Source organism: Bradyrhizobium tropiciagri (genome assembly GCF_018130545.1).
GTDB lineage: Bacteria > Pseudomonadota > Alphaproteobacteria > Rhizobiales > Xanthobacteraceae > Bradyrhizobium > Bradyrhizobium tropiciagri_A.
In genome coordinates this window covers 452,425-477,266 of sequence record NZ_JAFCKF010000002.1, presented here as the reverse complement: position 1 = coordinate 477,266, position 24,842 = coordinate 452,425, and the positions used below count along the sequence as shown (strand labels likewise).

The following is a 24,842-nucleotide window of genomic DNA, read 5'->3' as shown; positions in this document are numbered from 1 at the left end:
GCTCCGCTATACGCCCGCAATCACACAAATCAAACTATTCCGCCGGGGCGTGCACGCCCGATGGCTCGCGGCGCTGGCGCAGCCGGTCGATCAAGAGATAGATCACCGGCGTGGTGTAGAGCGTCAGGATCTGCGACACGAACAGGCCGCCGATGATGGTGATACCGAGTGGCCGGCGCAGCTCGGTGCCCGGGCCGGTCGCGATCACAAGCGGGATGCCGGCGAACAATGCGGCCATGGTCGTCATCAGGATGGGACGAAAGCGCGCCCGGCAGGCCTCGAAAATCGCATCCCGCGACGACAGCCCCTGATGCCGCTCCGCGTCGAGCGCGAAGTCGACCATCATGATGCCGTTCTTCTTGACGATGCCGATCAACAGGATGATGCCGACGAAGGCGATCACGGTCAGCGGCGTGTTGGTCACCTGCAGCGCCAGCAGGGCGCCAAGGCCAGCCGAGGGCAAGGTCGAGATGATCGTGATTGGATGCGCCAAGCTCTCATAGAGCACGCCGAGCACGATATACATCGCGATCAGCGCGCCAAGGATCAAGAGCGGCTGCCGCCCGCTGGTCTTGTTGAAGTCCCCGGCATTGCCGTCGAAGCTGCCGCGAATACCCTCCGGCATGTGCAGCTCGTTGACCGCCTGCTGGATGTTGGTGGTCGCGACCTCGAGCGGCACGTCGGGCAGCAGGTTGAACGACACCGTGGTCGAGGGAAAGCCGCCGGAGTGGAAGACCGCGAGCGCCGACAGCCCGCGCTGGTAGTGCACGAGGGCCGATAGCGGCACCTGAACGTCATTGGCGCCGGCGACATAGATGCGTTCGAGGTTGGACGGGTCGCTCTGGAATTTTGGATCGATCTCGAGCACCACCACGTACTGGTTGCGCTGGGTGTAGATGTACGAGATCTGCCGCTGCGAGAACGCATTGTTGAGCGCGTTGTCGATGTCCTGCACGCGGACACCGAGGCTGGAAGCGGTCTTGCGATCGATCACCAGGTTGAGCTGCAGGCCGCCGGGATCGCGATCGGAGGACACGTCGGTGATGCCCTCCACCGTCTCCATCCGCTTGGCGACCAGCGGCGCCCATTTCTGCAACAGCTCGAGATCGGTCGAGGCGAGCGTATACTGGTAGTCGGAATCGCTCTGCCGGCCGCCGGTGCGGATGTCCTGGGCGGCGAACATGAACAGGCGGATGCCCGGCACCATGAACAGGTTACGGCGCAGCCGGTCGATCACCTGCGCGGTCGACATGCCTCCCCGCTCCTCCGGCGGCTTCAGGCTGATGTACATGACACCGCGGTTGGAAGTGGCGCCGCCCGGGCCGCCGCCGGAGCCGACCGACGAGCCGATGCCGGCAACGGCCGGATCGGCCATCACGATGTCGGCGAGCCGCTGCTGCAACTGGAGCATCGCCTGGAACGAGATATCCGCCGACGCCCGTGTCGAGCCGATCACAAAGCCACTGTCGTCGGTCGGGAAATAAGCCTTCGGTGTCTTGACGTAGAGCACCACCGTCAGCGCGACAGTGGCGAAGAACACCACCAGGGTCAGGAAAGGATAGCCGAGCACGATGCGCAGGGTCGAGGCATAGAACGCCACCACCCGCGACAGCGTGCCCTCGATGGCACGGTCGTACCAGGTGGCGTGATCCGAGGTCGCCTCCTTGATGTAGTGCGCGCAGATCATCGGCGTGATCGTCACCGACACCAGGGTCGAGACGATGATGGCAAAGGTCAGGGTCAGCGAGAACTCGCGAAGCAGCCGGCCGACGATCCCGTCCATGAAGATCAGCGGCGTGAAGGCCGCGATCAGCGACAGCGAGATCGACAGCACCGTGAAGCCGATCTGCTTGGCGCCTTCGACCGCGGCCGGATATGGCGCCATGCCCTGCTCGAGATTGCGGTACATGTTCTCGATCATCACGATGGCGTCGTCGACCACGAAGCCGACTGAGATCGCGAGCGCCATCAGCGATAGATTGTCGATCGAGAAGCCGGCGAGCCACATCCCGGCGCAGGTGCCGGCCAGCGCCAGCGGCACCGAAACGCCGGCCGCGATCGTCGGCACGATCCGGCGCAGGAACACGAACACCACGACCATCACAAGCACCGCGGTCGCCAGCAGCGTGAACTGCATGTCCTCGACGCTGGCGCGGATCGTTCCGGTGCGATCGACCAGGGTCGAGATCTCGACGCCGGCCGGGATCCACTTCTTCAGTTCCGGCAGCAGCCTGCGGACGCTGTCGACAGTATCGATGACGTTGGCGTCGCCCTGCTTGGTGATCTGGATCAGCACCGCCGGCTGCTTGTTGAACCAGGCGATCGAGCGCGAGTTGCGGACGGAATCCTCGACCTCGGCGACGTCCGAGAGGCGAACGAAATTGCCGTTCGAGCTCTTGATGATGATGTCGCGGAACTCGGCCGCGGTACGCATCTGCTTGTTGATCGAGAGCGTCTCGCTCAGCCGGTCGCCATTGAAGATGCCGACGGGGCCGAGCGGATTGGCATTGATGATCGCGGTCCGGACGTCGTCGGTCGCGATCCCGGCATTCGCCAGCGACACCGGGTTGATCGCGATGCGCACTGCCGGCTGGTCGGCGCCGCTGACGGTCACCTCACCCACCCCGGGCACCTGCGAGATGCGTTGCGCCAGCACGGTGTCGGCGACGTCGTACATCGCACTGGTCGAAATCGTCTTCGAGGTCAGCGCCAGCACGAACACCGGCGCCGCAGCCGGATTGGCCTTGCGGAACTTGGGCAACGACGGCAGGTCGCTCGGCAGATCGGCGAGCGAGGCGTTGATCGCGGCCTGCACGTCACGCGCGGCGCGGTCGATGTCGCGGCCGATCGAGAACTGCACCTGGATGCTGGTGGTGCCGAGCGAGCTCGTCGAGGTGATCTGGTCGACGCCCGAGATGGTGCCGAGCTTGCGCTCCAGCGGTGCGGCGACAGTCGCGGCCATGACAGACGGATCGGCGCCGGGCCGCGACGCCGACACCCGGATGGTCGGGAAGTCGACATTCGGCACCGACGACACCGGCAGGAACTCGTAGGCGACGATCCCGACCAGGAACAGCCCGATCGCCAGCAAGGTGGTGCCCACCGGCCGGCGGATGAAGGGCTCCGAGATCGAGATCACTGCATGCCCTCGGTGGCACCCGCGATCGGCGGCCCGCCCCGGCCCGGCTCGGGCACGGCGCGTTCGATCCGGCGATTGAGCCGGTCGAGCGCGAGATAGATCACCGGCGTCGTGTAGAGCGTCAGCAGCTGGCTCAGCAGCAGGCCGCCGATGATCGAGATGCCGAGCGGGAAGCGCAGCTCGGCGCCGGTGCCGCTTTCGATCGCGAGCGGCAGCGCGCCGAACAGCGCCGCCAGCGTCGTCATCATGATCGGCCGAAAGCGCAGCAGGCAGGCCTGCACGATGGCGTCATAGGACGACATGCCCTGGTGCCGCTCGGCCTCCAGCGCGAAGTCGATCATCATGATCGCGTTCTTCTTGACGATCCCCATCAACAGGATGATGCCGATCAGGCCGATCACCGAGAGGTCCTGCCCGCACAGCATCAAGGCGAGGATGGCGCCGACGCCGGCCGAAGGCAGCGTCGAGAGAATTGTAATCGGGTGGATGTAGCTCTCATAGAGCACGCCGAGCACGATGTAGATCGTGATGATCGCGGCCAGGATCAGCCAGGGCTGTCCGGCCAGAGAGCGCGCGAATTCGGCGGCGTCGCCGGAATAAATCCCGACGATGCTGCCGGGCATTCCGATCCGGGTCTCGATCGCCTTCACCGCCACCACGGCGTCGCCAAGCGCCTCCCCCGGCGCCAGGTTGAAGCTCAGCGAGACCGACGGGAATTGGGCCTGGTGCGAGATCGCAAGCGGTGCAGTGGTGCGGACCAGCGTCGCCACCGCCGACAGCGGCACCTGTGCGCCGCTGGCGCCGGGCAGATAGAGCTTGTCGAGCACCGACGGGTCGCGCTGGTACATCGGCAGCGCCTCCAGCACCACGCGGTACTGGTTGGCCTGGCCGTAGATCGTCGAAATCTGCCGCTGCGCAAAGGCATCGTTCAGTGTATCGGTGACGCCCTGCAGATTGACGCCGAGCTGGCCGGCGCGCTGGCGGTTGATGTCGAGTGCGGCGCGCAGGCCGCCGTCCTGCGCTTCCGACGAGACATCGCGGAAGATCGGGTCGCGCCGCATCTCGGCGACCAGCTTCTGCGCCCATTGCGAGACTTCGGCGGCATCGGTTGCGGTCAGCGTGTATTGGTATTGCGAACGGCTCGACTGTGTCGAGATCTGTACGTCCTGCACCGGCTGGAAGTAGACGGTCATGCCGGGCACCGTCGCGATCTTCTGCTTGAGGCGTTCGATCACCTTGACGACGCCGTCGCGCCGCTCGTCGAGCGGCTTCAAGGTCATCACCAGGCGGCCGACATTGGTGGTCGGATTGACCGAGCCCGATCCGATCACCGAGACCACGCCGACCACGTCCGGGTCGGCCTTGATGAGGTCGGAGACTGCGGCCTGCCGGCGCTGCATTTCCGCGAACGAGACGTCCGGACCGGCCTCGGTCACCGCCGTGATCGAGGAAGTATCCTGCAGCGGCAGGAAGCCTTTCGGCGCCAGCACATACATGATCAGCGTCAGCGCGATGGTCGCGAACGTCACCAGCAGCGTCGCGCGCTGGCGCTGCAGCACCCAAAGCAGCGTGCGGTGATAGAACTCGACCATCCGGTCGATGAAGCGGCTGACCGCGGCCAGGCCCGGGACCGCCATCTCTTCATGGATGTTCTTGAGCAGCCGCGAGCACATCATCGGCGTCAGCGTCAGCGAGACGATCGCCGAGGTCACGACCGCGATCGTCAAGGTCAGCGCGAACTCACGGAACATGCGGCCGACGAGGCCGGACATGAACAACAACGGGATGAACACCGCGATCAGCGACACCGTCAACGAGATCACGGTGAAGCCGATCTCGCTGGCGCCCTTCAGCGAGGCTTCCATCACGGTCTCGCCGTCTTCCATGTGGCGGACGATGTTCTCGATCATGACGATGGCGTCGTCGACCACGAAGCCGGTTCCGATGGTCAGCGCCATCAGCGACAAATTGTCGAGGCTGAAGCCGGCGAAATACATGATGCCGAAGCTCGTGATCAGCGACAGCGGCAAGGCGACGCCGGCGATCAGGGTCGCGCGCAGCGACCGCAGGAACAAGAGCACCACCAATGTCACCAGCACGACGCTCAGGATCAGCGTGAACTGCACGTCGTGGACCGAGGCGCGGATCGTCACGGTGCGGTCGGACACGATGGTGAGCTTGACGCCGGCCGGGACCGCCCGCTGCAATCGCGGGATTTCGCCGCGGATATGCTTGACCACATCGATCACATTGGCGCCGGGCTGGCGCTGGATATCGATGATGACCGCCGGCGTCCCCTGGTACCAGCCGCCGGTGCGGTCATTTTCCAGCCCGTCGACGATCTGTGCAACGTCGCCGATCGTGACCGGCGAGCCGTTGCGATAGGCGATGATGATCGGCCGGTAGGCATCGGCGGCGGCGATCTGGTCGTTGGCGGCGATGGTGTAGGATTGCTGGGCGCCGTCGAGTGAGCCCTTCGGCCCCGACACGTTGGCGCCGGCGATCGCGTTGCGCAGATCCTCCATCGCGATGCCATAGGCTGCAAGCCTTGCCAGATCGGCCTGCACGCGCACGGCAGGCTTCAAGCCGCCGAGGATCGAGACCCGGCCGACGCCGGAAATCTGGCTCAGCCGTTGGCCCAGAATCGTGTCGGCGAGATCGCTCATCGCCCGCAGCGAGATCGTGTCCGACGTGAGCGCCAGGGTCATGACCGGCGCGTCGGCAGGGTTCACCTTGGCGTAGACCGGTGGGTACGGCAGCGTCTTCGGCAGGATGCCGGCCGCGGCATTGATCGCGGCCTGCACGTCTTGCGTCGCGCCATCGATGTCGCGGTTGAGGTCGAATTGCAGCGAGATCTGGCTGACGCCGAACGAGCTCGTCGAGTTCATCGACGACAGCGACGGGATCTGGCCGAGTTGCCGCTCCAGCGGCGCCGTGATCAGCGAGGCCACCACGTCGGGGCTCGCGCCGGGCAATTGCGTCGTCACCTGCACGGTCGGAAAATCGACCTGCGGCAGTGCGGAGACCGGCAGCGCCCAATAGCCGAGCGCGCCGCCGATCATCAGCGCAATGCCGAGCAGCGAGGTGGCGATCGGTCGGCGGATGAACGGTTCGGAGACGCTCATGGTTGCGTGCTCGCTGATAGATCGGACATTACGAGGTCAGGATGCCGGTCATGGCTGCGCCTTCGGTGCGCCGCCCGACTGTTCGCTCCCTGCCGCCGGTGCAGGCGCCGGTCCGGCCTGTCCCTTCTGATCGCCCTCGCCATGCTCGCGCCGGCCGCGGTGCTCACCGTTCTTGCCCTGCCCGTCCTGCTTGCCGTCCTTGCTTTGGCCGTCGCCCTGAACGCCCCCTTGCGCGCCGCGCTTGCCATCGGGATTGCGGCTGCGCTTGCGCGGCGCGAGATCGGCGGCCGGCGGCCCGTCGTCCTTGCCGACGATGACTTTGGAACCATCGGCGAGATTGGCAAAGCCCGTCGTCACGACCCGGTCCGACGTGGTCAGGCCGCTGGCGATCACCGCCTCATGTTCGTTCTGCTGCGTGACGGTGACCGGCTTGGCGGTGACGACATTATCCGCACCGATCACGTAGCTGAACGTGCCGGCCGGTCCGCGCTGCACCGCCGAGGTCGGCACCACGATGGCCTGCGGCAGGGTCTCGACCTTGAGCCGCACATTGACGAACTGGCCGGGCCAGAGCTGGTAGCTGGCATTGGGGAGTTCGGCTTTCAGCTTCAAGGTGCCGGTGGTCGGATCGACCTGGTTGTCGATGCCGGTCAGCTTGCCGGTGTCGATCACGGTGACGCCGTCATTGCCGAACACATCGACCACAAGCGGGCCCTTCGCGGCGGCGGCGTTGACGCGCATGATCTGCTGTTGCGGCAGACTGAACCACACCGCGATCGGCTGCAGCTGGGTCAGGATCACGAGCCCGGTGGTGTCGGAGGCGTGGATGATGTTGCCCTGGTCGACCTGGCGCAGGCCGGCGCGCCCCGCGATCGGTGCGACGATCTTGGTATAGCTCAGCGTCGCCGCCGCGTTGTCGATCGCCGCCTGATCGGCCTTGATCAGGGCCTCCTGCTGCGCGACCAGCGCGCGCTGCGTATCGGCCTGCTGCTTGGAGCCGGCATTGGTCGACGCCAGCTGTTCATAACGGGCGAGGTCAAGCTTCTGGTTGGAGAGCAGCGCAACGTCCTGCGCCTTCTTGGCGACGGCCTGGTCGTACTGCGCCTGATAGATCGCGGGATCGATCTCGCCCAGCACGTCGTCCTTCTTGACGTCCTGGCCCTCGACGAAATTCACCTTGAGCAGCTTGCCGTCAACCTGCGAGCGCACTGTAACCGTATTCAGCGCCCTCACCGAGCCGACGCCGTCGAGATAGACCGGCACGTCATGCACCTGCGGCGTGGCCGCAAGCACCGGCACCGGCAAATCGGGCCGTGCGCCCGCCCCGCGCCCGCCGCCTCCGCCCTGCTTGGGTTGGAAAGCGAGCCAGCCGAGATAGCCGAGCCCGCCCAGGATCACCAGCGTGATAAGCAGCGACACCATGCGCCCGAGCAAGCGCGAGACCAGACTGCGCTTGCGCGGCGCGGTGCTTTTCTCGTCGTCCGTGGAGTCGGGCTTAAAGAGCATCGACCGGTCTTTCCATCTTCGGTTCCCAGGCGCCCCCCAAGGCCTGATACAGACTCACGATCGCCAATAACCGGGCCAGCTGGGCCTGGGAATAAGCATCTTCCGCCTGGAACAGGGTCAGCTGCGTGTTTAGCACAGTTACGATGTCGGCGGTGCCGGCCTTCAGCTGCTGCTCGGCCAGATCGAAGGCGCGCCGCGACGACGACAGCACGTCGCGTTGCAGCTGCAACCGCCGCGTGGTCTCGCGGATCGCGACCAGTGCATTGTCGACATCGGTGAACGACTGCACGACGGTCTTGCGGTAGGTCTGCAGCAGTTCGTCCTGCTTGGCCTTGTTGTATTCGAAATTGCCGAGGATCCGGCCGCCATCGAAGATCGGCTGGGTCAAGCCACCGACCAGGTTGAAGAAGGCCGCATGCGGCTGAAACAGCGAGACCAGCGCCTGGCTCTGGTAGCCGCCGGTGCCAGTCAGCTGGATGCTCGGAAAGAACTGCGCCCGCGCGCTGCCGACATTGGCGGTGGCGGATGCAAGCTGCGCCTCCTGCCGGCGGATATCGGGACGCTGGGTCAGCAATTCCGACGGCAGGCCCGGCGTGACGCGCGGGATCGCAACTGAATTGAGCGAGCCGCCGGCGACGCGCACGCTTTCCGGCGGCCGCGACACCAGCACGGCGAGCGCGTTGATGTTCTGGTCGAGCGTCTGTCGCAGCGGCGGCACCAGCGCGCGCTGGTTGGCGAGCACGCTCTCTTGCTGGGCGACATCGAGATCGGAGCCGGTGCCGGCCTTGAAGCGGTCCTTGATGGCGTTGAGGATGCGCTCGGCGCTGGCGATGTTACGCTGCGCGGTGCGCAATCGGTCCTGGGTGGCGAGCACCGTGAAATAGGCGTTCGCAACGCTTGCGAGCGTGGTCAGCGCCACCACCTCGCGGTCGAAGCGGTTGGCAACCGAGGTCTCCTCGGCGGCCTGCGCGGCGTCGCGGTTCTGGCCCCAGAAGTCGAGCTGATAGCTGGCGCTCAACGACGCGCTGTAGTTCACCACCTCGCGCCCGCCATTGGTGAGGCCGCTGGCGCTGGAGCCGGAGGTGCGCGAATAGGTCTCCGATCCGTTGAGATTGACGGTCGGCAGCAGTGCCGCGCCGGCCTGCCGCGCCAGCGCGTCGGCCTGGCGGAAGCGCGCCACCGCCGCGGCGATGTCGAGATTGACGGTCTGTGCCTCCTCCATCAGCTGGGTCAACTCCTTGGAGCGGAAGCCCCGCCACCAGTCGAGCGTCGGAAGCGCGTCGCCCGGCCGGCTCAGGCGGGCAGCCTTGTAGCCCTGCGGGACGTCGAGCGCCGGATCGGGGATGTCCTGGGTCAGGATGCATCCGGCGGAGCCCGCGACCAGGCCGAGCGCGACCAGCGAGCGTCCCGCGAGCCGTCCCAGGCGGAAAGCGAGGCCGGACCGGCCTCCCGGCACCATCACGGACGCGGGATGGGTCACACCCGTTCTCCGCCCAAGCCGGACTTCGCCCGAGGCGCACGAATAATGCGTTCAGCGATGGTCTGGGTGACGTTCACTGGGTGATGCTTTCAATGAAACCTGACTGTCCCATCCTACCCTTGGGATGGTGGGGCGGACAGCCCCGTCACGATTGCGCGACGTCGCATCCCCTGCGATTCGTGGCCACCCCGGATTTCGACTTTTCCCTGCTTTTTAGGGCATTTCCGCGCATTTCGCCCCCTGCCGGAAGTCACCATTCTTACCAAGATTTCATGGGGATTTCTCAGCCCCTGTTGCCCCAAATCCGCAAGGATGGCCGAAGCCGCGCCGATCTCGCGGTGACGCGCGATGCGGCGGAGGTTCTGAACCAGCCCGCCGCGCACATCCGACGGCAAACCGCCGGCCGCAGAGCGATTCTGCCAGGTGAGCCAACCGCCGCAAAACCCAGTTCTCTCGATGCCGGTTCGATCCGCGCGCATCGGGTAGCGCATGGTGAACTCGCCATTTGCCGCAGTGCGAAAGCCCTTCCCTTTTTCGGTCAGCACACTAGGTTCGCGGCAAGCAAGACACAGACCGGCAAAGAAATTCCCCGACATGGCATTCAACAAAGACGTCATTGAAGCGATCGGCAACACCCCGCTCATCAAGCTGAAACACGCATCCGAACTGACCGGCTGCACCATTCTCGGCAAGGCCGAATTCATGAATCCGGGCCAGTCGGTGAAGGACCGCGCCGGTAAATGGATGATCCTGGAGGCCGAGAAACGCGGCGTCCTGAAGCCGGGCGGCCTCGTGGTCGAGTCGACCGCCGGCAATACCGGCATCGGGCTTGCGGTCGTCGCCAGCGCGCTGGGCTATCGCACGCTGATCGTGATCCCGGAGACCCAGAGCCAGGAGAAGAAGGACTTCCTGCGGCTGTGCGGCGCCGAGCTGGTCGAGGCACCGGCGCTGCCGTTCTCCAATCCGAACAACTATCAGCATCTCGGCAAGCGGCTCGCCGACCAGCTGCGCAAGACCGAACCGAACGGCGTGCTGTTCGCCGACCAGTGGAACAACCTCGACAATCCCAAGGCGCATTACGACTCGACCGGCCCGGAAATCTGGCAGCAGACCAACGGCAAGATCGACGGCTTCATCTGCTCGGTCGGCACCGGCGGCACACTGGCCGGCATCAGCCGTTACCTGAAGGAGCAGAACAAGGACATCGTCACCGCCTGCGCCGATCCGCACGGTTTTGCGATGTACGAATTGTTCAAGCACGGCGAACCCAAGATGACGCCGGGCAATTCCATCACCGAAGGCATCGGACTCGGCCGCGTCACCCCGGTGGTCGAGACCGCCAAGGTCGATACGGCGTTCCTGGTGTCCGACACGGACGCCGTGACGGTGATCTACGAATTGCTCGAGCACGAGGGCCTCTGCCTCGGCGGTTCGACTGGCGTCAACATCGCCGGCGCGATCCAGCTCGCCAAGCAACTCGGGCCCGGCAAGACCATCGTCACGATCCTTGCCGATTCCGGCAGCCGCTATCTGTCGAAGCTGTTCAATCCGGAGTTCATGCGCTCGAAGAACCTGCCGGTGCCGGAGTGGCTCGAGAAGCGCAGCAAGATCGAGCTGCCGTTCGTCTGAGGCGAGCAACAGCTTGGTAGGGTAGGCAAAGCAAGGCGTGCCCACCAATTCTTGCACTGCTCGTGATGGTGGGCACGGCGAAAAGAAGCGCCTTTGCCCACCTACGTCATCACCGCAAGATCTGGCTGAGGAACAGCTTCGACCGCGCATGCTGCGGGTTGGCGAAGAATTCCTGCGGCGTGTTCGACTCGATGATCTGGCCGGCGTCCATGAACACGACGCGGTTGGCGACCTCGCGCGCGAAGCCCATCTCATGGGTCACGACCAGCATGGTCATGCCTTCCCTGGCGAGATCGACCATGGTGTCGAGCACCTCCTTGACCATTTCCGGGTCGAGCGCCGAGGTCGGCTCGTCGAACAGCATCACCTTCGGGTTCATGGTCAGCGCGCGGGCGATCGCGACGCGCTGCTGCTGGCCGCCCGACATCTGGCCGGGAAACTTATTGGCCTGATGCGGGATCTTGACCCGCTCGAGGAACTTCATGGCGGCCGCCTCGGCATCCTTCTTCGGGATGTTGCGCACCCAGATCGGCGCCAGCGTGCAATTGTCGAGCACGGTGAGATGCGGAAACAGGTTGAAGCTCTGGAACACCATGCCGACCTCGCGCCGCACCTCGTCGACCCGGCGCAAATTCGGGCCGAGCTCGATGCCGTCGACCGTGATCTCGCCCTCCTGGAATTCCTCCAGCGCGTTGATGCAGCGGATCAGAGTCGACTTGCCCGAGCCGGACGGGCCGCAGATCACGATGCGCTCGCCCTTACCGACCTCAAGGTTGATATCGCGCAACACGTGGAAGTCGCCGTACCATTTGTTGAGCGTGGAAATGTTGACGATCGGGGTTGTGGACATGGTGACCTTGTTCAGTGGCGGCGGTGGGCATTGAGCCGGTTTTCGACGAACAGCGAGTAACGCGACATTCCAAAGCAGAACACGAAATAGATCAATCCGGCAAAGGCAAAACCGGTGAAGGCCGTGGTCGGCGTCGACCATGCCGGGTCCGAGAACGATGCCCGCAGCGAGCCCAACAGATCGAACAGCGCCACGATCGACACCAGCGAGGTGTCCTTGAACAGCGAGATGAAACTGTTGACGATGCCGGGAATGACATAGCGCAGCGCCTGCGGCAGCACGATCAGCGACGTCGTCTTCCACCAGGACAGGCCGAGCGCCGATGCCGCCTCCGCCTGGCCCCGCGCCACCGCGGCCAATCCGCCCCTGATCACCTCGGCCATGTAGGCGCCGGTGAAGATCGCCACGCCGATCAGCGCACGTAGCAGGCCGTCGACCGAGAAATTGCCCGGCACGAACAGCGGCAGCATGTAGGTCGCGAAGAACAGTACCGTGATCAACGGCACCCCGCGCCAGAATTCGATGAAGGCGATCGAGAAGATCCGGATCAGCGGGATGCTCGAGCGACGGCCGAGCGCGAGCGCAATCCCGATCGGCATCGAGGCGACGATACCGGTGATCGCGATCACCAGCGTCACCAGCAAGCCACCCCACAGTCGGGTGTCGACGATCGGAAAGCCGCCCCGATCGAGCCCCATCAACTTGATGCCAACGGCGATCCCGGCAAACGTCAGCAAGCTGCCGATCAGGACCTTGCCGCCGGTCCGCATTCCGCCGCCGAGCACGAACAGCACGGCGGAGACGACCGCGGCGGTGACGACGAAATCGCTCCAGACCGGCAGCGACGAGGCCTGCAAGAGATCGCGCAGCCAGGTCAGCGGATAGATCAGCCAATGAATCACAACGCCGGCCAGCACGAGCAGCTTGCCCAGCACCCACAGCAGCGGGGCGATCGCCGAACTCTTGCTGAGATTGACCAAGAGATCGCCGGCGCCGCCGATGCTCTGCTCGAACAGCTGCAACAGGCCGGCGGTCCAGCTCACGCCGAACCCCGCGATGCCGCCGCCGTGCAGCAGGAAGAACGCCACCACGGGAAGCGCGAAGAAGAACAGGCCGGAGTTCACGCCCTTGGCCGGCAGGCGCGGCATCAGCAATGGCAACAACAGCGCGGCGCCGAGCCCATAGGTCAGATTGACCCGCCAGCGCTGCGCTTCCGGATAGAAGCCATAGATCAGTTGCGTCAGCTTGGCCTGAATATAGGGCCAGCAGGCGCCGACCTCATGCCCGGCCTTTTCGGTCAGGCAAGCGGTGCGATCTTTGCCGGTCCAGACCGCGTCGACCAACAGGAACCTGAGCGCGGGGATAATGAGGTACCAGGCCAGCAACAACCCGAGGATCGTCAGCAGGATGTTGCCCGGCGAATTCAACAGCCGCGTGCGCAGGAAGCCGATGAAGCCGGTGGTCTTCGCCGGCGCCGCACGCTCGGCGACCAGATCCTGCCGGACAAAGGACGAGGCGGAGATATCGGTCATGCCGCCATGCTCCGGTTGATCCGCCAGCCGTAGATGCTCATCAGCGCGCTCGTCGTCAGCGACAGCAGCAGGTAGACGCCCATCGTCATGGCGATGATCTCGATCGCCTGCCCGGTCTGGCTCACCGCGGTGCCGGCGAACACCGAGACGAGATCGGGATAGCCGATCGCTACCGCCAGCGACGAGTTCTTGGTGAGATTGAGATACTGGCTGGTCAGCGGCGGCACGATGACGCGCATCGCCTGCGGCACCACGATCAGCCGCAGCGTCGCGGCACGGCTGAGCCCGAGCGAGGAGCCCGCCTCCATCTGCCCCTTGTGCACCGACATCACGCCGGCGCGGACGATCTCGGCAATAAATGACCCGGTGTAGGTCGACAACGCGACCGTCAGCGCGACGAATTCGGGGATGACGCGCGCGCCACCGGCGAAATTGAAGCCTTTCAGCTGCGGCAGCTCGAACGTCAGCGGCCAGCCGAAGACCAGCATCGAGATCAACGGCAGACCTACGAGGCAACCCAGCACATAGGGCCAGATCCGGATCATCTGCCCGCGCTGGAACAGAGCGCGCCGCGCGAAGTGCCGCAAGCCGAGCGCCACGACGATGCCGACCGCCAGCGCAGCCAGGAATGGATAGAGCCCTGGCTCACTGACCGGTTGCGGCACGATGAGCCCGCGATTGTTCAGGAAGAACGTGCCGAAGATCGAGATGCTCTGCCGCGGCGCCGGCAGCGCCGCGAGCACGGCAAGATACCAGAACAGGATCTGGAATAAGAGCGGCAGGTTCCTGACGATCTCGACGTAGATACCGCCGATCCGCGACAGCACACCGTTCGGCGACAACCGGCACAGCGCCACGATGAAGCCGATCGCGGTGGCAAAGACAATGCCGATCACCGAGACCAGAACCGTGTTCAACAGACCGACGAAGAACACTCGCCAGTAGGTGTCGGAATTGTTGTAGGCGATCAGGCTCTGATTGACGTCAAAGCCGGCATTGTAGTTGAGGAAGCCGAAGCCCGACGCAATGTGCTGGGTCTCCAGATTGGTGCGCGCGTTGGCGACGACCTCATAGGCGATCCAGGCCAGGATCGCGGCGAAGGCGATCTGCGCCGCCACTCCCTTCCAGCCGGTCTTGCCGCCAAGCGCACGCTTCAGCCTGAGGGCAAGTTGCAGCGGTGGTTTGCGGGGCGCGATGCTCATCGCCGCAGCCGTCGGCCGGATCGATCAGCGGATCGGCGGCGCGTACTGGATACCGCCCTTGTTCCAGAGATTGTTGACACCACGGGCGATGCCGAGCGGCGAGCCGGTGCCGACATTACGCTCGAAGGATTCGCCGTAATTGCCGACCGCCTTCACGATCCGCACCACCCAGTCCTTGGTGAGACCGAGCTGTTCGCCAAGATTACCGTCGGTGCCGAGCACCCGCTTCATCTCCGGCTTGTCGGATTTGAGCATCGTGTCGACGTTCTTCTGGGTGATGCCGAGCTCCTCGGCATTGATCATCGCAAACAGCGTCCACTTCACGATATCGAACCACTGGTCGTCGCCGTGGCGCACCATCGGCCCCAGCGGCTCCTTGGAAATGATTTCCGGCAGCACGATGTGATCGGCCGGGTTCGCAAGCTTCAGGCGGCTGGCATAGAGCCCCGAGGCATCATCGGTGAAGACGTCGCAGCGTCCGGACTCATAGGCCTTGACGGCCTCGTCAATGCTGCCGAACGCGATCACCTCGTACTTCATGTTGTTGCCCTTGAAGAAGTCGGCGAGGTTCTGCTCCGTCGTGGTGCCGGTCTGCACGCAGACCGACGCGCTGTTCAATTCCATCGCCGAATTGACCTTGAGCGACTTCTTCACCATGAAGCCCTGCCCGTCATAATAGGTCACGCCGGTAAAATTGGCGCCGAGCGAGGTGTCGCGCGAGACCGTCCAGGTGGTGTTGCGCGACAGCACGTCGATCTCTCCGGACTGCAACGCGGTGAAGCGATCCTTCGCCGACAACGGCACGAACTTGACCTTGGTCGGGTCGTCGAGCACCACGGCGGCAATGGCCCGGCAAACGTCGACATCGATCCCGGTCCAGTTCCCCTTGTCGTCCGGCGACGAGAAGCCCGGCAGGCCCTGGCTGACGCCGCAGGACAGCTGGCCCCGATCCTTGACCGTCTTGAGGGTTTGCGCCGAGGCCTGGCCCGACAGGGCGGCGGCGGCAACGGCAAGAAAAACAGCCAGGGATGCGCATTTCATGGGCAGGGCCTTTCAGGGTCGTCCGTTGGACGTTTGCTTTGTGATCGCCTCGCGCGCTTCACGGGCCATCCCAATGATCCAATGCAGCAAAGATGCTGGTCCGACCGGCAGTTTGACGTGCAAAACGGTCAGGCAACGGATCGTAGGTCGCGGCAGGCCCCTCAACGTGCGGCGACTGGTAGTTGCGCCGCATCACATAGCGACTGACGAGCCGGGTCAAGGGGTTGACGCATGTCTTCTGCGTCCTGTTAGTAACACCTCCCGGCGTAGCCCCGTCGTCCGACGCGGTGCGGCTGCGGCAAAAAATCCAAAGTCCAACGGCAGCGATCCATGACCTCCTCTGACGGCTCCACGCCCTCCCGCCCGCAAGACATCGCGACCCGCCTGGTCACGGCCGGCCGCGACACCAAGGCCCAGAAGGGCTTCGTCAATCCGCCGGTGTTTCACGGCTCGACCGTGCTCTATCCGACCGCGGAAGACCTCCACGCCCATCGCGCCGAATACACCTATGGCCGCCACGGCACCCCGACCACCCGGGCACTGCAGGACGTGCTGATGGCACTGGAGGGCCCGCAATGCGCCGGCGTCGGGCTCGCACCGTCAGGCGCGGCCGCCATCAGCACCACGTTGCTCGCCGTGCTGAAGGCCGGTGACCACCTGCTGGTTTGCGACAATGCGTACCGGCCGACGCGCAACGTCTGCAACGGCATGCTGGGCAAGCTCGGGATCGAGACCACGTATTTCGACCCGCTGATCGGCGCCGGCATCGAGAGCCTGTTCAAGCCGAACACCCGCGCCGTGCTGCTCGAGGCGCCCGGATCGCAATCCTTCGAGATGCCCGACCTTCCCGCCATTGCGGCGGTGGCCCATGCCCGTGGCGCGCTGGTCATCGACGACAACACCTGGGCGACGCCGCTCTATCATCGCTCGCTCGAGCAAGGCGTCGACATCAGCATGCAGGCCGCGACCAAATATATCGGTGGCCATTCCGACATCATGTTCGGCACCATCTCGGCCAACGCGAAGGCATGGCCGTTGATTGCAGAGGGTATCCGCCTGCTCGGCGTCTGCGCCGGCCCCGACGACGTCTATCTCGCGCTGCGCGGCGTGCGCACGCTGTCGGTGCGGCTCGCGCAACATCATCGCTCCGGGCTCGAGATGGCGCGCTGGCTGGCCGCACGGCCTGAGGTCGCGCGCGTGCTGCACCCTGCTCTGGAAACCGATCCGGGTCATGCGATCTGGAAGCGCGACTTCACCGGCGCCTCCGGCCTGTTCAGCATCGTGCTAAAGCCCGTTCCGCAAACCGCGGTCGATACCATGCTCAACGCGCTCACGTTGTTCGGCATGGGGTTTTCATGGGGCGGCTTCGAGAGCCTCGCGATCCCGTTCGACTGCAACGACTATCGCACGGCGACCAAATGGGCGCCGGGCGGACCGACGCTGCGGCTGCATATCGGGCTCGAGAACACCGACGACCTCAAGGCCGATCTCGATCGCGGGTTTGCGGCGTTGAAGGCGGCACTCTGATCTTCGGCGCCGGCTGCCGCGTCAGACGAGATTAACCACGACCGACGCGCCCTGACGCGGCGCTGCGACCAAGGTCGCGCGCGCTGGAGTACGTGCGATCTCCGGGATTCTGCGGAGATGCGAGCGATGCCGATAACTCGCCGTTCACCATCCCCACCAATCCCTTAATTGTCCGGACGTTCCATCAAGTTCCCTTATACTTTTGCGGCCGTAGTGATGCTCCGGGAAGGGCTGTCAGTGCCGCAAGGAACGTGACTGCCCGACGTTCAGGGCATTCAGACAATCGCATGAAGACGGCACGCATCGTGGTCCTCGGCATCGCCGGCGTCGCAGGCCTCGCGGCCATGTATCTCGCGAGCGTCGGCGATAAAAAACCGGCGCCGGTCGCGCCGCCAGTGGCGCAACTACCGACCGTCGAAGTGCTGGTGGCGAAGTCCGACATCGGCCTCGGCCAGTCGGTCAAGGCCGAAGACCTGCAATGGCAGCGCTGGCCGGCTGAAACCGCGAGTGCCGCGTTCATCCGCCATGACACCAATCCCGACGCCATGAACGACGTGATCGGCTCGATCGCGCGCACGCCCTTCATCATCGGCGAGCCGATCCGCGAGCAGAAGCTGGTCAAGGCCAATGGCAGCGGCTTCATGGCTGCGATCCTGCCCTCCGGCATGCGCGCGATCTCCACGGAAATTTCGCCGGAGACCGGCGCCGGCGGCTTCATCCTGCCGAACGACCGCGTCGACGTGATCCTGTCGCGACGCGACAAGAATCCCGATCAGGTCCAGGGCAGCCGCGACATCATCACCACCGAGATCCTGCTGTCCAACGTCCGCGTGCTGGCGATCGACCAGGCGCCGAAAGAGAAGGACGGCAACAACTCCCTCGTCGGCAAGACCGTGACCCTCGAGCTCAAGCCCGAGCAAGCCGAGACGCTGGCGCGCGCCCGGCAGAGCGGCACGCTGGCGCTGGCGCTGCGCAGCATCGCCGACGTCAACGAGAAGACAGACGAGACCACAGACCAGGCCCCGAAACGGGGCGAGAGCATCAAGGTGGTGCGCTTCGGCATCCCGAGCTCTCAGACGACACAGAAGTGATGGGGGCTTCACTATGACAATGGCTGCAAAACAACTGGCGACACGGACCACGCTGGTCCGATCGCTGTCATTCTCGGCGGTCACCGCCCTGATGCTGATCCCTGCCCTCGCCAGCGCGACCGATCCCGACAAGAACGCGGATGTCGCAGTGACGAGCAGCATTGCCGCCAAGACGCGGTTCGTCTCGCTCGGGGTCGGCAAGTCTGTCGTGGTCGACCTGCCCCGCGAGGCCAAGGACGTACTGGTCGCCGATCCCAAGATCGCCAACGCCGTGATCCGCTCGGCGCAACGCGCTTATATCATCGGCGCGGCGGTCGGCCAGACCAACGTGGTGTTCTTCGACGCCGACGGCAACCAGGTCGCCTCCTACGACATCGCGATCAAGCGTGACCTCAATGGCATGCGCGCCGCGCTGAAGCAGATGCTGCCGGGCGTCCAGATCGAGGGCGTCGGCGAAAGCGTGGTTCTGACCGGCACGGTAGCGAGTCCGGTCGAAGCCCAGCAGGCCGGCGACATCGCCGCGAAACTGGTCGGTAGCGCCGACAAGGTGGTCAATTCCATCGTGGTGCGCGGCCGCGACCAGGTGATGCTGAAAGTCACCGTCGCCGAAGTCCGCCGCGACGTCGTCAAGCAGCTCGGCGTCGATCTCAGCGCCAACATGAACTACGGCACCGCCGCGGTGGTCTTCAACAACGCCAACGCCTTCACCGCCAACAACGGCGCGCTTGCCCCGAGCAACGTGCTGACCGGCGCCGCCCTGAACAAGCTCGGTGTGCCGACCGTCACCGCGACGCTGCGCGCGATGGAGAGCGCGGGCGTGGTCAAGACGCTGGCCGAACCCAACCTCACCGCCATCTCAGGCGAGTCGGCGACCTTTGTTTCGGGCGGCGAGTTTCCGATCCCGACCGGCGTCACCTGTCAGACGACGACGTCGGGCACGATCGGCAATTGCGTGCAGACCGTCAGCTTCAAGAAGTTCGGCATCTCGCTCAATTTCACCCCGGTGGTGCTGTCCGAGGGACGCATCAGCCTGAAGGTGATGACCGAGGTTTCCGAAGTCTCGATGGACAACGCCCTGACCGGCGGCCAGAACGGCACGACCATTCCCTCGATCAAGACCCGCCGCGCCGACACCACGCTGGAAGTGCCCTCCGGCGGTTCGATCGCGATGGCCGGCCTGATCCAGGAGCAGACCAAGCAGGCCGTCAACGGAATGCCGGGCGTCGATCAGATCCCGGTCCTCGGCCAGCTGTTCAGGAGCCAGGATTTCGTCAACAACGAGACTGAGCTCATGGTCATCGTGACGCCCTACGTGGTGCGCGCGGTCGCCCAGAAGGAATTGTCCCGTCCGGATGACGGATTTGCTCCGGCCTCCGATGCGCAGTCGGCGCTGCTGGCGCGCGTCAATCGCATCTACGGCGTTGCCGCCCGTGCTGAGCCGATCGGCGCCACGCCGGTCAATTTCGGCTTCATCATCGACTGAGGCGCGGACCTGAAGGGGTTGGGGGATCCTATGATGATACGCAACACACAAGCCGGTCATATCAGAGCGCTGATGCTGTGCGGCGCCCTGGTCACCAGCGCGATCGCACTCGGCGGCTGCAATCTGACCGGCGACAATGTCGTCACCGGCACCGTGCCCGACGACTACCGGCAACGGCATCCGATCGCAATCACCGAGGGCGAGCAGTCGATCGTCGTGTTCGTGAGCCGCACCCGCGGCAATCTCACCGAAACCCAGCGCGACGACGTCATGGGGCTTGCCCGCTCCTGGCGCCGCGAAGGCACCGGCGCGATCGCGGTCGACGTACCGGCCGACACCTCGAACGCGCGCTCGGCGCAGGCGGTGTACCAGGATATCCGCGGCGTACTGGCGTCGATGGGCGTGCCCGCCCACGCCATCACCAGGCGCTCCTATCACGTCGACGACCCGCGCGCGCTCCCGACCATTCGTCTCAGCTACCCGAAGATGGCCGCGGTCGCCGGCCCCTGCGGCGTCTGGCCGACCGACCTTGGCCCCTCGATCTACAATCCGAGCTACAACGAGAACAAGCAGTACGAGAATTTCGGCTGCGCCACGCAGCGCAACCTTGCCGCGATGGTCGCCAATCCGTCCGACCTCGAGCAGCCGCGGACCGAAACCGCGGCCTACACGCCGAGGCGATCGGTCGCGTTCCAGAAATACAGCAAGGGCGAGTCGACCACGACCACCTACCCTGAAACCGATAAAGCCAAGCTGAGCGACGCAGGGAAATGACCGAACCACAACACGAGCCGCAGCACGCCAACGACCACATCGCGCCGGCGCCGCGGATTTCGGTGCAGGCCTTCTGCGCCAGCGTCGCCACCGCCGCGAGCGCGCGCGCCGCAGCCGACGACCGCCGGCTCGCCAAGGCTCACCTCTCCGTCCACATGGGCGGCATCGCCGCGGCGATCGACACCTATCACAAGGCGCCGACGCCCAACGTGATCATGTTGGAGACCGAGCCGGACAGCGATTTCCTCGCCGGCCTCGACGAGCTCGCCACGGTCTGCGATCCCGGCACCCGTGTCGTCGTGCTCGGCACGCCGGGTGAGACTGCGCCGTATCGCGAATTGGTCCGGCGCGGCGTCAACGACTACGTCATCGGGCCGGTCAAGGTGCTCGACATCGTCCGCTCAATCTGCAGCCTGTTCTCATCCTCGGAATCGGTCTCGGTCGGCCGCCTGATCGCGGTTGCGGGCGCCAAGGGCGGCGTCGGCGCCTCGACCATTGCCCACAATGTTGCCTGGACCATCGCGCGCGACCTCGGGCTGGATTCGGTCGTCGTCGATCTCGACCTTGCCTTCGGCACCGCGGGCCTCGACTACAATCAGGATCCGACGCAGGGCATCGCCAACGCGGTGTTCGCGCCCGAACGTCCGGACAGCGCCTTCATGGAACGCTTGCTCGCAAAATGCAGCGACCATCTCAGCCTGCTGGCGGCGCCGGCCACCCTCGACCAGGTCTACGATTTCGGCGCCGAAGCATTCGACGCCATCTTCGACACGATGCGCATGACCACATCCTGCATCGTGCTCGACGTCCCGCACCAATGGACCGCATGGACCAAGCGTGTGCTGGTGGGGGCCGACGACATCCTGATCGTCGCCGAGCCCGACCTTGCCAACATGCGCAACACCAAGAACATGATGAACCTGCTGAAGGCCGCGCGTCCGAACGACCGGCCGCCGCTCTACTGCCTGAACCAGGTCGGCATGTCGAAGCGCCCCGAGATCGAGGTCAAGGACTTCGCCAAGACAATCGACAGTCAGCCGATTGCGACCATCCCGTTCGATTGCAGGCTGTTCGGCGAAGCCGCCAACAACGGTCAGATGATTGCGGAAGTCTCCGCGCGCCATCGCACCACAAGGACGTTCCTGCAGATCGCGCAGCGCCTCACCGGTCGCCCTGACCTCGCCGAAGCGCGTGAATCGTTCCTGTCGCCGATCCTCAAGAAGCTGCAGTCGCGCGGCAGCAGTGGGCGCCGGGCCGCGGGTTAGCCCGCCGGAATCTCGTCTGAAAACGCTTTAGTCGCGGTGGTTGGCGGCGACCGGAATCTTGTCGGTATCGGTCCGGCTCGCGTCCCTCCGCGCCAACAGCCGCTTCAGCGCGGCAACATTGGCCGAGCCCTGCTCCGGCGGCAGATCGGCCTTCATGATCGCTTCAGCATCGGCCTGACGGCCCTGCAGGCCGATCACGACGGCAAGATTGGTTCGCACCCGCATGTCGTCGGGAGCACGCTCCCGAGCATGACGCAGCGTCTCCTCAGCCTTCGGCAGGTCCTTCGACAGCAAATAGGACAGGCCGAGATTGGAGAGCACCGACGGATCGTCAGGCACGATCTTCAGCGCGCTCGCATAATACTGGCGCGCCTCGTCGTGACGATCGAGCTGATCGAGCACGGCGCCCTGTGCCGACAGGATGCGCCAATCCGGATCCTCCGGGGTGTGGGCGCGCCCGAGCACATCGAATGCCTGCTGGAAATTGCCATTGTCGGCGAGCGCCCGTCCGTAACCTGCGAGCAGCGCCTTATTGCTGGGCTGCGCCAGCACCGCCTGCTCCATGACGGCGACGGCCTGCGCGCGCTGGCCGGTAGCGCGCAGCGCCCGGGCGTATTTCAGGGCGGCTTCGGTGTCTTTCGGATTAGAGCGGACCCGCTCGTGGTAAGTCGCAATGTCGCGCCGCGGATCGGCCGGGGCCGGTGTGGCCTCCGCCGTATCGCCCAATGACCCGGTGATGTCGGACGGCCCCGAGGTCTGACAGGCGGCAAGCCCGATCAGCAGGATCACGGCAGATACCGAGCCGGCGAGCTGGCGCACGCGGCCTAAAGGTCGGGAAAGCTTCTCAGACATTGACGGGACTCGGAACAGCGAATGTTCCGGGATGCTCACAGCTTAACCCTAAGTTCCGGTTAAGGATGCCATCATCCGCCGTCATCCGGCCAAGAAGCGGTGCCGGATGCCGGGCGGATCGCCAGCCTGGCGGCTCGGCTGGATCAGTCGACGAACTGTGCGCCGAATTCGTGCCCGATCCGCCAGGCCAGACGGCACTGACGCGGGCTGCCCGACGACAGGATGATGGTGAATTCCGGCGGAATCTCCAGATATTCGGCGATCACCTTGACGCCCCCCGCCGAGATGTCGGTGATCATGCAGTCACGCGGCAACGACCCCGTGCCCAGTTGAATTTTGGCGACGCTCCGGCACTCGCGACGTTCGCTCTTGCGGCGATTCACAAACATTCTGATCCCCACGCCTTTCTGGGCAGCTTTCCTGGCTGGACAGCTCTCTCGTTGCTAACGTCATAGCGGGGAAAGATTGGAAACTGCCTAGCGGAACCAATCGCAATTGAGCGGACGTTTTCGAGGTTCATTTACCAGCCCGAACCGTCGCCCCTTCCCCAGCCGTATCCAACGGGAACAATCCAACAGGAACAAAAGTGGTTGATCCCGGGTCATTTGGCGATAGCGTGACCCCTTCGACTCGAATTTGCCGGGATATCCAAGACTTATGGGAAGCCTTGTTCTGCTTGATCTGATGGGGGGCGTCGCGCTCCTGCTGTGGGGCCTGCACATGGTCCACAGCGGAATTCTGCGGGCCTTCGGGCCCGATTTGCGGCTGTTGCTGGCGCGGGCGCTGAACAACCGGTTCACCGCCCTCGGCGCCGGCCTCGGCCTCACCGCCCTGCTCCAGAGCTCGACCGCAACCGCGCTGATCACCAGTTCCTTCGCCGCCGAGGAGATCGTCAGCCTGGTGCCGGCGCTCGCGATCATGCTCGGCGCCAATATCGGCACCACACTGATCGTGCAGGTGCTGTCGTTCAACGTGGCGGCGGTGGCGCCGGTGCTGTTCATTGTCGGCCTCGTCGCGTTCCGCAGCGGGCCGCGCTCCCGGATCAAGGATCTCGGCCGCGTCTCGATCGGGCTCGGGCTGATGCTGCTCGCGCTGCACATCCTGCTCGACACGATGGCGCCGGCCGAGAATGCGCCGGGCGTGCGCGTGTTCCTGAACGCGATCACCGGCGATCCCGTGCTCTGCATCCTGATCGGCGCGGTCGTCACCTGGCTGGTGCATTCCAGCGTCGCCAGCGTGCTGCTGGTGATGTCGCTGGCCTATTCGCAGTTCATCTCCCCCTATGCTGCGTTCGCGCTCGTGCTCGGCGCCAACCTCGGCAGCGCCGTCAATCCATTGCTGGAAGGCGCCCGGCGCGACAATCCGGCGAGCTACCGGCTGCCGGTCGGCAACCTGGTCAACCGCGTCGTCGGCATCTTGCTGGTGGCGCCGTTCCTGCGGCCGATCACGGAAGCCATCTACGCCTGGCAGCCCGATCTCGCCAAGGCGACCGCGCTGTTCCACATCGCCTTCAACGTCGCGACCGCGCTGCTATTCATCGGCGTGCTCGACCAGATGGCGCGGCTGCTCGAGCGTCTGCTGCCCAAGCGGGCGCAGACGACCGATCCATCGCGGCCGCGCTACCTCGACGAGAGCGCGCTGGAGACGCCCTCGCTCGCGCTGGCCGATGCGGCGCGCGAGGTGCTGCATATGGGCGACTACACCGAGGCGATGTTGCGCAAGGTGATGGCGGCAATGATGACCAACGATCGCGCCCTGGTTGACCAGGTGTCCAAGATGGACAACACCGTCGACCGGTTGAACGAGGCGATCAAGCTTTACGTCACCAAGCTGACCCGCGGCAGCCTCGACGAGCGCGAGGGCCAGCGCGCCATGGAGATCGTCTCGTTCGCGATCAATCTCGAGCATATCGGCGACATCATCGACAAGAATCTGAGCGAGCTCGCGACCAAGAAGATCAAGCACCGCCTGCAATTCTCTGCCGAAGGCGCCGAGGAATTATCTGCCTTCCACAAGCGCACGATCGACTCGCTGCGGATGGCGTTTGGCGTCTTCATGTCCGGCGACGCCAGCGAGGCACGCAAGCTGCTGACCGAGAAGGCGGAGCTGCGCGCCGCCGAATTGGCCGCCGTCGAGCGCCATCTCGAGCGCCTGCGCGAAGGCCGGCCGGAGACCATCGAAACCACCTCGCTGCATCTCGACGTGCTGCGCGACCTTCGCCGCATCCACTCGCATATCTGCTCGGTCGCCTACCCCGTGCTCGATGCCGCCGGCGAGACCGCAACCGAGCGCGAGAACGCGGCGGACGCGGCCGAGCTTCCGGCGCCCGGGCGGCTCTGATCGAAC

Annotated in this window: 18 protein-coding genes; 7 read left to right on the top strand and 11 right to left on the bottom strand. The window is 65.0% G+C overall.

Translation table 11 applies throughout. The annotated features are described in order from the left end of the window. Positions 1–34 precede the first annotated feature (34 nt). The 5 genes from JQ616_RS08815 to JQ616_RS08795 form a co-directional block, all read right to left on the bottom strand. Complete coding sequence (locus JQ616_RS08815; RefSeq protein ID WP_212013722.1) at positions 35–3,139, bottom strand: efflux RND transporter permease subunit; 3,105 nt, start codon at positions 3,137–3,139, stop codon at positions 35–37. Beyond that, a complete protein-coding gene (locus tag JQ616_RS08810) occupies positions 3,136–6,264 on the bottom strand; it encodes an efflux RND transporter permease subunit (RefSeq protein WP_212013721.1) in 3,129 nt (1,042 codons plus the stop codon). The genes JQ616_RS08815 and JQ616_RS08810 overlap by 4 nt, the downstream gene beginning before the upstream one ends. A 48-nt stretch (positions 6,265–6,312) precedes the next feature. Continuing rightward, positions 6,313–7,770, bottom strand: a complete 1,458-nt coding sequence (locus tag JQ616_RS08805; protein ID WP_212013720.1) for an efflux RND transporter periplasmic adaptor subunit — start codon at positions 7,768–7,770, stop codon at positions 6,313–6,315. Continuing rightward, positions 7,760–9,229 (bottom strand): efflux transporter outer membrane subunit, encoded by a 1,470-nt coding sequence (locus tag JQ616_RS08800; RefSeq protein ID WP_212014758.1) that lies wholly within the window; start codon positions 9,227–9,229, stop codon positions 7,760–7,762. Before JQ616_RS08800 ends, JQ616_RS08805 begins: the two co-directional genes overlap by 11 nt. A 134-nt stretch (positions 9,230–9,363) precedes the next feature. Beyond that, positions 9,364–9,867, bottom strand: a complete 504-nt coding sequence (locus JQ616_RS08795) for a hypothetical protein (RefSeq protein ID WP_212013719.1) — start codon at positions 9,865–9,867, stop codon at positions 9,364–9,366. On the opposite strand from JQ616_RS08795, the gene JQ616_RS08790 reads away from it, so the two are divergent. Then, a complete protein-coding gene (locus JQ616_RS08790; protein WP_212013718.1) occupies positions 9,845–10,879 on the top strand; it encodes a cysteine synthase A in 1,035 nt (344 codons plus the stop codon). The two genes, JQ616_RS08795 and JQ616_RS08790, sit on opposite strands and share 23 nt — an antisense overlap. A gap of 109 nt (positions 10,880–10,988) precedes the next feature. Here JQ616_RS08790 and JQ616_RS08785 read toward each other — a convergent pair whose 3' ends face one another. From JQ616_RS08785 to JQ616_RS08770, 4 genes are read right to left on the bottom strand one after another with little or no spacing between them, the layout of a single operon-like run. Beyond that, complete coding sequence (locus JQ616_RS08785) at positions 10,989–11,729, bottom strand: amino acid ABC transporter ATP-binding protein (RefSeq protein WP_249136587.1); 741 nt, start codon at positions 11,727–11,729, stop codon at positions 10,989–10,991. A gap of 11 nt (positions 11,730–11,740) precedes the next feature. Then, positions 11,741–13,261, bottom strand: a complete 1,521-nt coding sequence (locus tag JQ616_RS08780) for an amino acid ABC transporter permease (RefSeq protein WP_212013717.1) — start codon at positions 13,259–13,261, stop codon at positions 11,741–11,743. Next, positions 13,258–14,463, bottom strand: coding sequence for an amino acid ABC transporter permease (locus JQ616_RS08775; RefSeq protein ID WP_212013716.1), 1,206 nt, complete (start codon positions 14,461–14,463; stop codon positions 13,258–13,260). Before JQ616_RS08775 ends, JQ616_RS08780 begins: the two co-directional genes overlap by 4 nt. A gap of 24 nt (positions 14,464–14,487) precedes the next feature. Further along, positions 14,488–15,504, bottom strand: coding sequence for an amino acid ABC transporter substrate-binding protein (locus JQ616_RS08770; protein ID WP_212013715.1), 1,017 nt, complete (start codon positions 15,502–15,504; stop codon positions 14,488–14,490). Positions 15,505–15,834: 330 nt separating this feature from the next. Here JQ616_RS08770 and metC point away from each other — a divergent pair, with 330 nt between their 5' ends. The 5 genes from metC to JQ616_RS08745 all read left to right on the top strand — a co-directional run bounded on the left by metC (position 15,835) and on the right by JQ616_RS08745 (position 21,644). Continuing rightward, complete coding sequence (metC, locus tag JQ616_RS08765) at positions 15,835–17,031, top strand: cystathionine beta-lyase (protein ID WP_212013713.1); 1,197 nt, start codon at positions 15,835–15,837, stop codon at positions 17,029–17,031. A gap of 287 nt (positions 17,032–17,318) precedes the next feature. After that, a complete protein-coding gene (cpaB, locus tag JQ616_RS08760) occupies positions 17,319–18,122 on the top strand; it encodes a Flp pilus assembly protein CpaB (protein WP_212013711.1) in 804 nt (267 codons plus the stop codon). A 13-nt stretch (positions 18,123–18,135) separates the two neighbouring features. Further along, complete coding sequence (locus JQ616_RS08755) at positions 18,136–19,605, top strand: type II and III secretion system protein family protein (RefSeq protein WP_433995959.1); 1,470 nt, start codon at positions 18,136–18,138, stop codon at positions 19,603–19,605. A gap of 30 nt (positions 19,606–19,635) precedes the next feature. Then, entirely contained in the window at positions 19,636–20,379 is a 744-nt protein-coding gene (locus JQ616_RS08750) for a CpaD family pilus assembly protein (protein ID WP_212013708.1), read from the top strand. Continuing rightward, the gene (locus JQ616_RS08745) at positions 20,376–21,644 is read left to right on the top strand and encodes an AAA family ATPase (protein ID WP_212013707.1); all 1,269 of its coding nucleotides are present in this window, start codon (positions 20,376–20,378) and stop codon (positions 21,642–21,644) included. The genes JQ616_RS08750 and JQ616_RS08745 overlap by 4 nt, the downstream gene beginning before the upstream one ends. 27 nt (positions 21,645–21,671) lie before the next feature. Here the strand turns inward: JQ616_RS08745 and JQ616_RS08740 are convergent, their stop codons facing one another. Together JQ616_RS08740 and JQ616_RS08735 are read right to left on the bottom strand one after the other, a co-directional pair. Then, entirely contained in the window at positions 21,672–22,496 is an 825-nt protein-coding gene (locus tag JQ616_RS08740; protein WP_249136585.1) for a tetratricopeptide repeat protein, read from the bottom strand. Positions 22,497–22,639: 143 nt separating this feature from the next. Next, positions 22,640–22,885: a PilZ domain-containing protein gene (locus tag JQ616_RS08735; protein WP_021079298.1), complete on the bottom strand. Its 246-nt coding sequence runs from the start codon at positions 22,883–22,885 to the stop codon at positions 22,640–22,642. 268 nt (positions 22,886–23,153) lie between these two features. Here JQ616_RS08735 and JQ616_RS08730 point away from each other — a divergent pair, with 268 nt between their 5' ends. Beyond that, positions 23,154–24,836: a Na/Pi cotransporter family protein gene (locus tag JQ616_RS08730; RefSeq protein ID WP_212013706.1), complete on the top strand. Its 1,683-nt coding sequence runs from the start codon at positions 23,154–23,156 to the stop codon at positions 24,834–24,836. The last annotated feature ends 6 nt before the right edge of the window (positions 24,837–24,842 follow it).

What these genes read in the sequence shown, in the direction of transcription:
- JQ616_RS08810 (WP_212013721.1), bottom strand. Translation starts at nt 6,264, where the DNA reads ATGAGCGTCTCCGAACCGTTCATCCGCCGACCGATCGCCACCTCGCTG.
- JQ616_RS08805 (WP_212013720.1), bottom strand. Translation starts at nt 7,770, where the DNA reads ATGCTCTTTAAGCCCGACTCCACGGACGACGAGAAAAGCACCGCGCCG.
- JQ616_RS08800 (WP_212014758.1), bottom strand. Translation starts at nt 9,229, where the DNA reads ATGGTGCCGGGAGGCCGGTCCGGCCTCGCTTTCCGCCTGGGACGGCTC.
- JQ616_RS08790 (WP_212013718.1), top strand. Translation starts at nt 9,845, where the DNA reads ATGGCATTCAACAAAGACGTCATTGAAGCGATCGGCAACACCCCGCTC.
- JQ616_RS08795 (WP_212013719.1), bottom strand. Translation starts at nt 9,867, where the DNA reads ATGACGTCTTTGTTGAATGCCATGTCGGGGAATTTCTTTGCCGGTCTG.
- JQ616_RS08785 (WP_249136587.1), bottom strand. Translation starts at nt 11,729, where the DNA reads ATGTCCACAACCCCGATCGTCAACATTTCCACGCTCAACAAATGGTAC.
- JQ616_RS08780 (WP_212013717.1), bottom strand. Translation starts at nt 13,261, where the DNA reads ATGACCGATATCTCCGCCTCGTCCTTTGTCCGGCAGGATCTGGTCGCC.
- JQ616_RS08775 (WP_212013716.1), bottom strand. Translation starts at nt 14,463, where the DNA reads ATGAGCATCGCGCCCCGCAAACCACCGCTGCAACTTGCCCTCAGGCTG.
- JQ616_RS08770 (WP_212013715.1), bottom strand. Translation starts at nt 15,504, where the DNA reads ATGAAATGCGCATCCCTGGCTGTTTTTCTTGCCGTTGCCGCCGCCGCC.
- metC (WP_212013713.1), top strand. Translation starts at nt 15,835, where the DNA reads ATGACCTCCTCTGACGGCTCCACGCCCTCCCGCCCGCAAGACATCGCG.
- cpaB (WP_212013711.1), top strand. Translation starts at nt 17,319, where the DNA reads ATGAAGACGGCACGCATCGTGGTCCTCGGCATCGCCGGCGTCGCAGGC.
- JQ616_RS08755 (WP_433995959.1), top strand. Translation starts at nt 18,136, where the DNA reads ATGACAATGGCTGCAAAACAACTGGCGACACGGACCACGCTGGTCCGA.
- JQ616_RS08750 (WP_212013708.1), top strand. Translation starts at nt 19,636, where the DNA reads ATGATGATACGCAACACACAAGCCGGTCATATCAGAGCGCTGATGCTG.
- JQ616_RS08745 (WP_212013707.1), top strand. Translation starts at nt 20,376, where the DNA reads ATGACCGAACCACAACACGAGCCGCAGCACGCCAACGACCACATCGCG.
- JQ616_RS08740 (WP_249136585.1), bottom strand. Translation starts at nt 22,496, where the DNA reads ATGTCTGAGAAGCTTTCCCGACCTTTAGGCCGCGTGCGCCAGCTCGCC.
- JQ616_RS08735 (WP_021079298.1), bottom strand. Translation starts at nt 22,885, where the DNA reads ATGTTTGTGAATCGCCGCAAGAGCGAACGTCGCGAGTGCCGGAGCGTC.
- JQ616_RS08730 (WP_212013706.1), top strand. Translation starts at nt 23,154, where the DNA reads ATGGGAAGCCTTGTTCTGCTTGATCTGATGGGGGGCGTCGCGCTCCTG.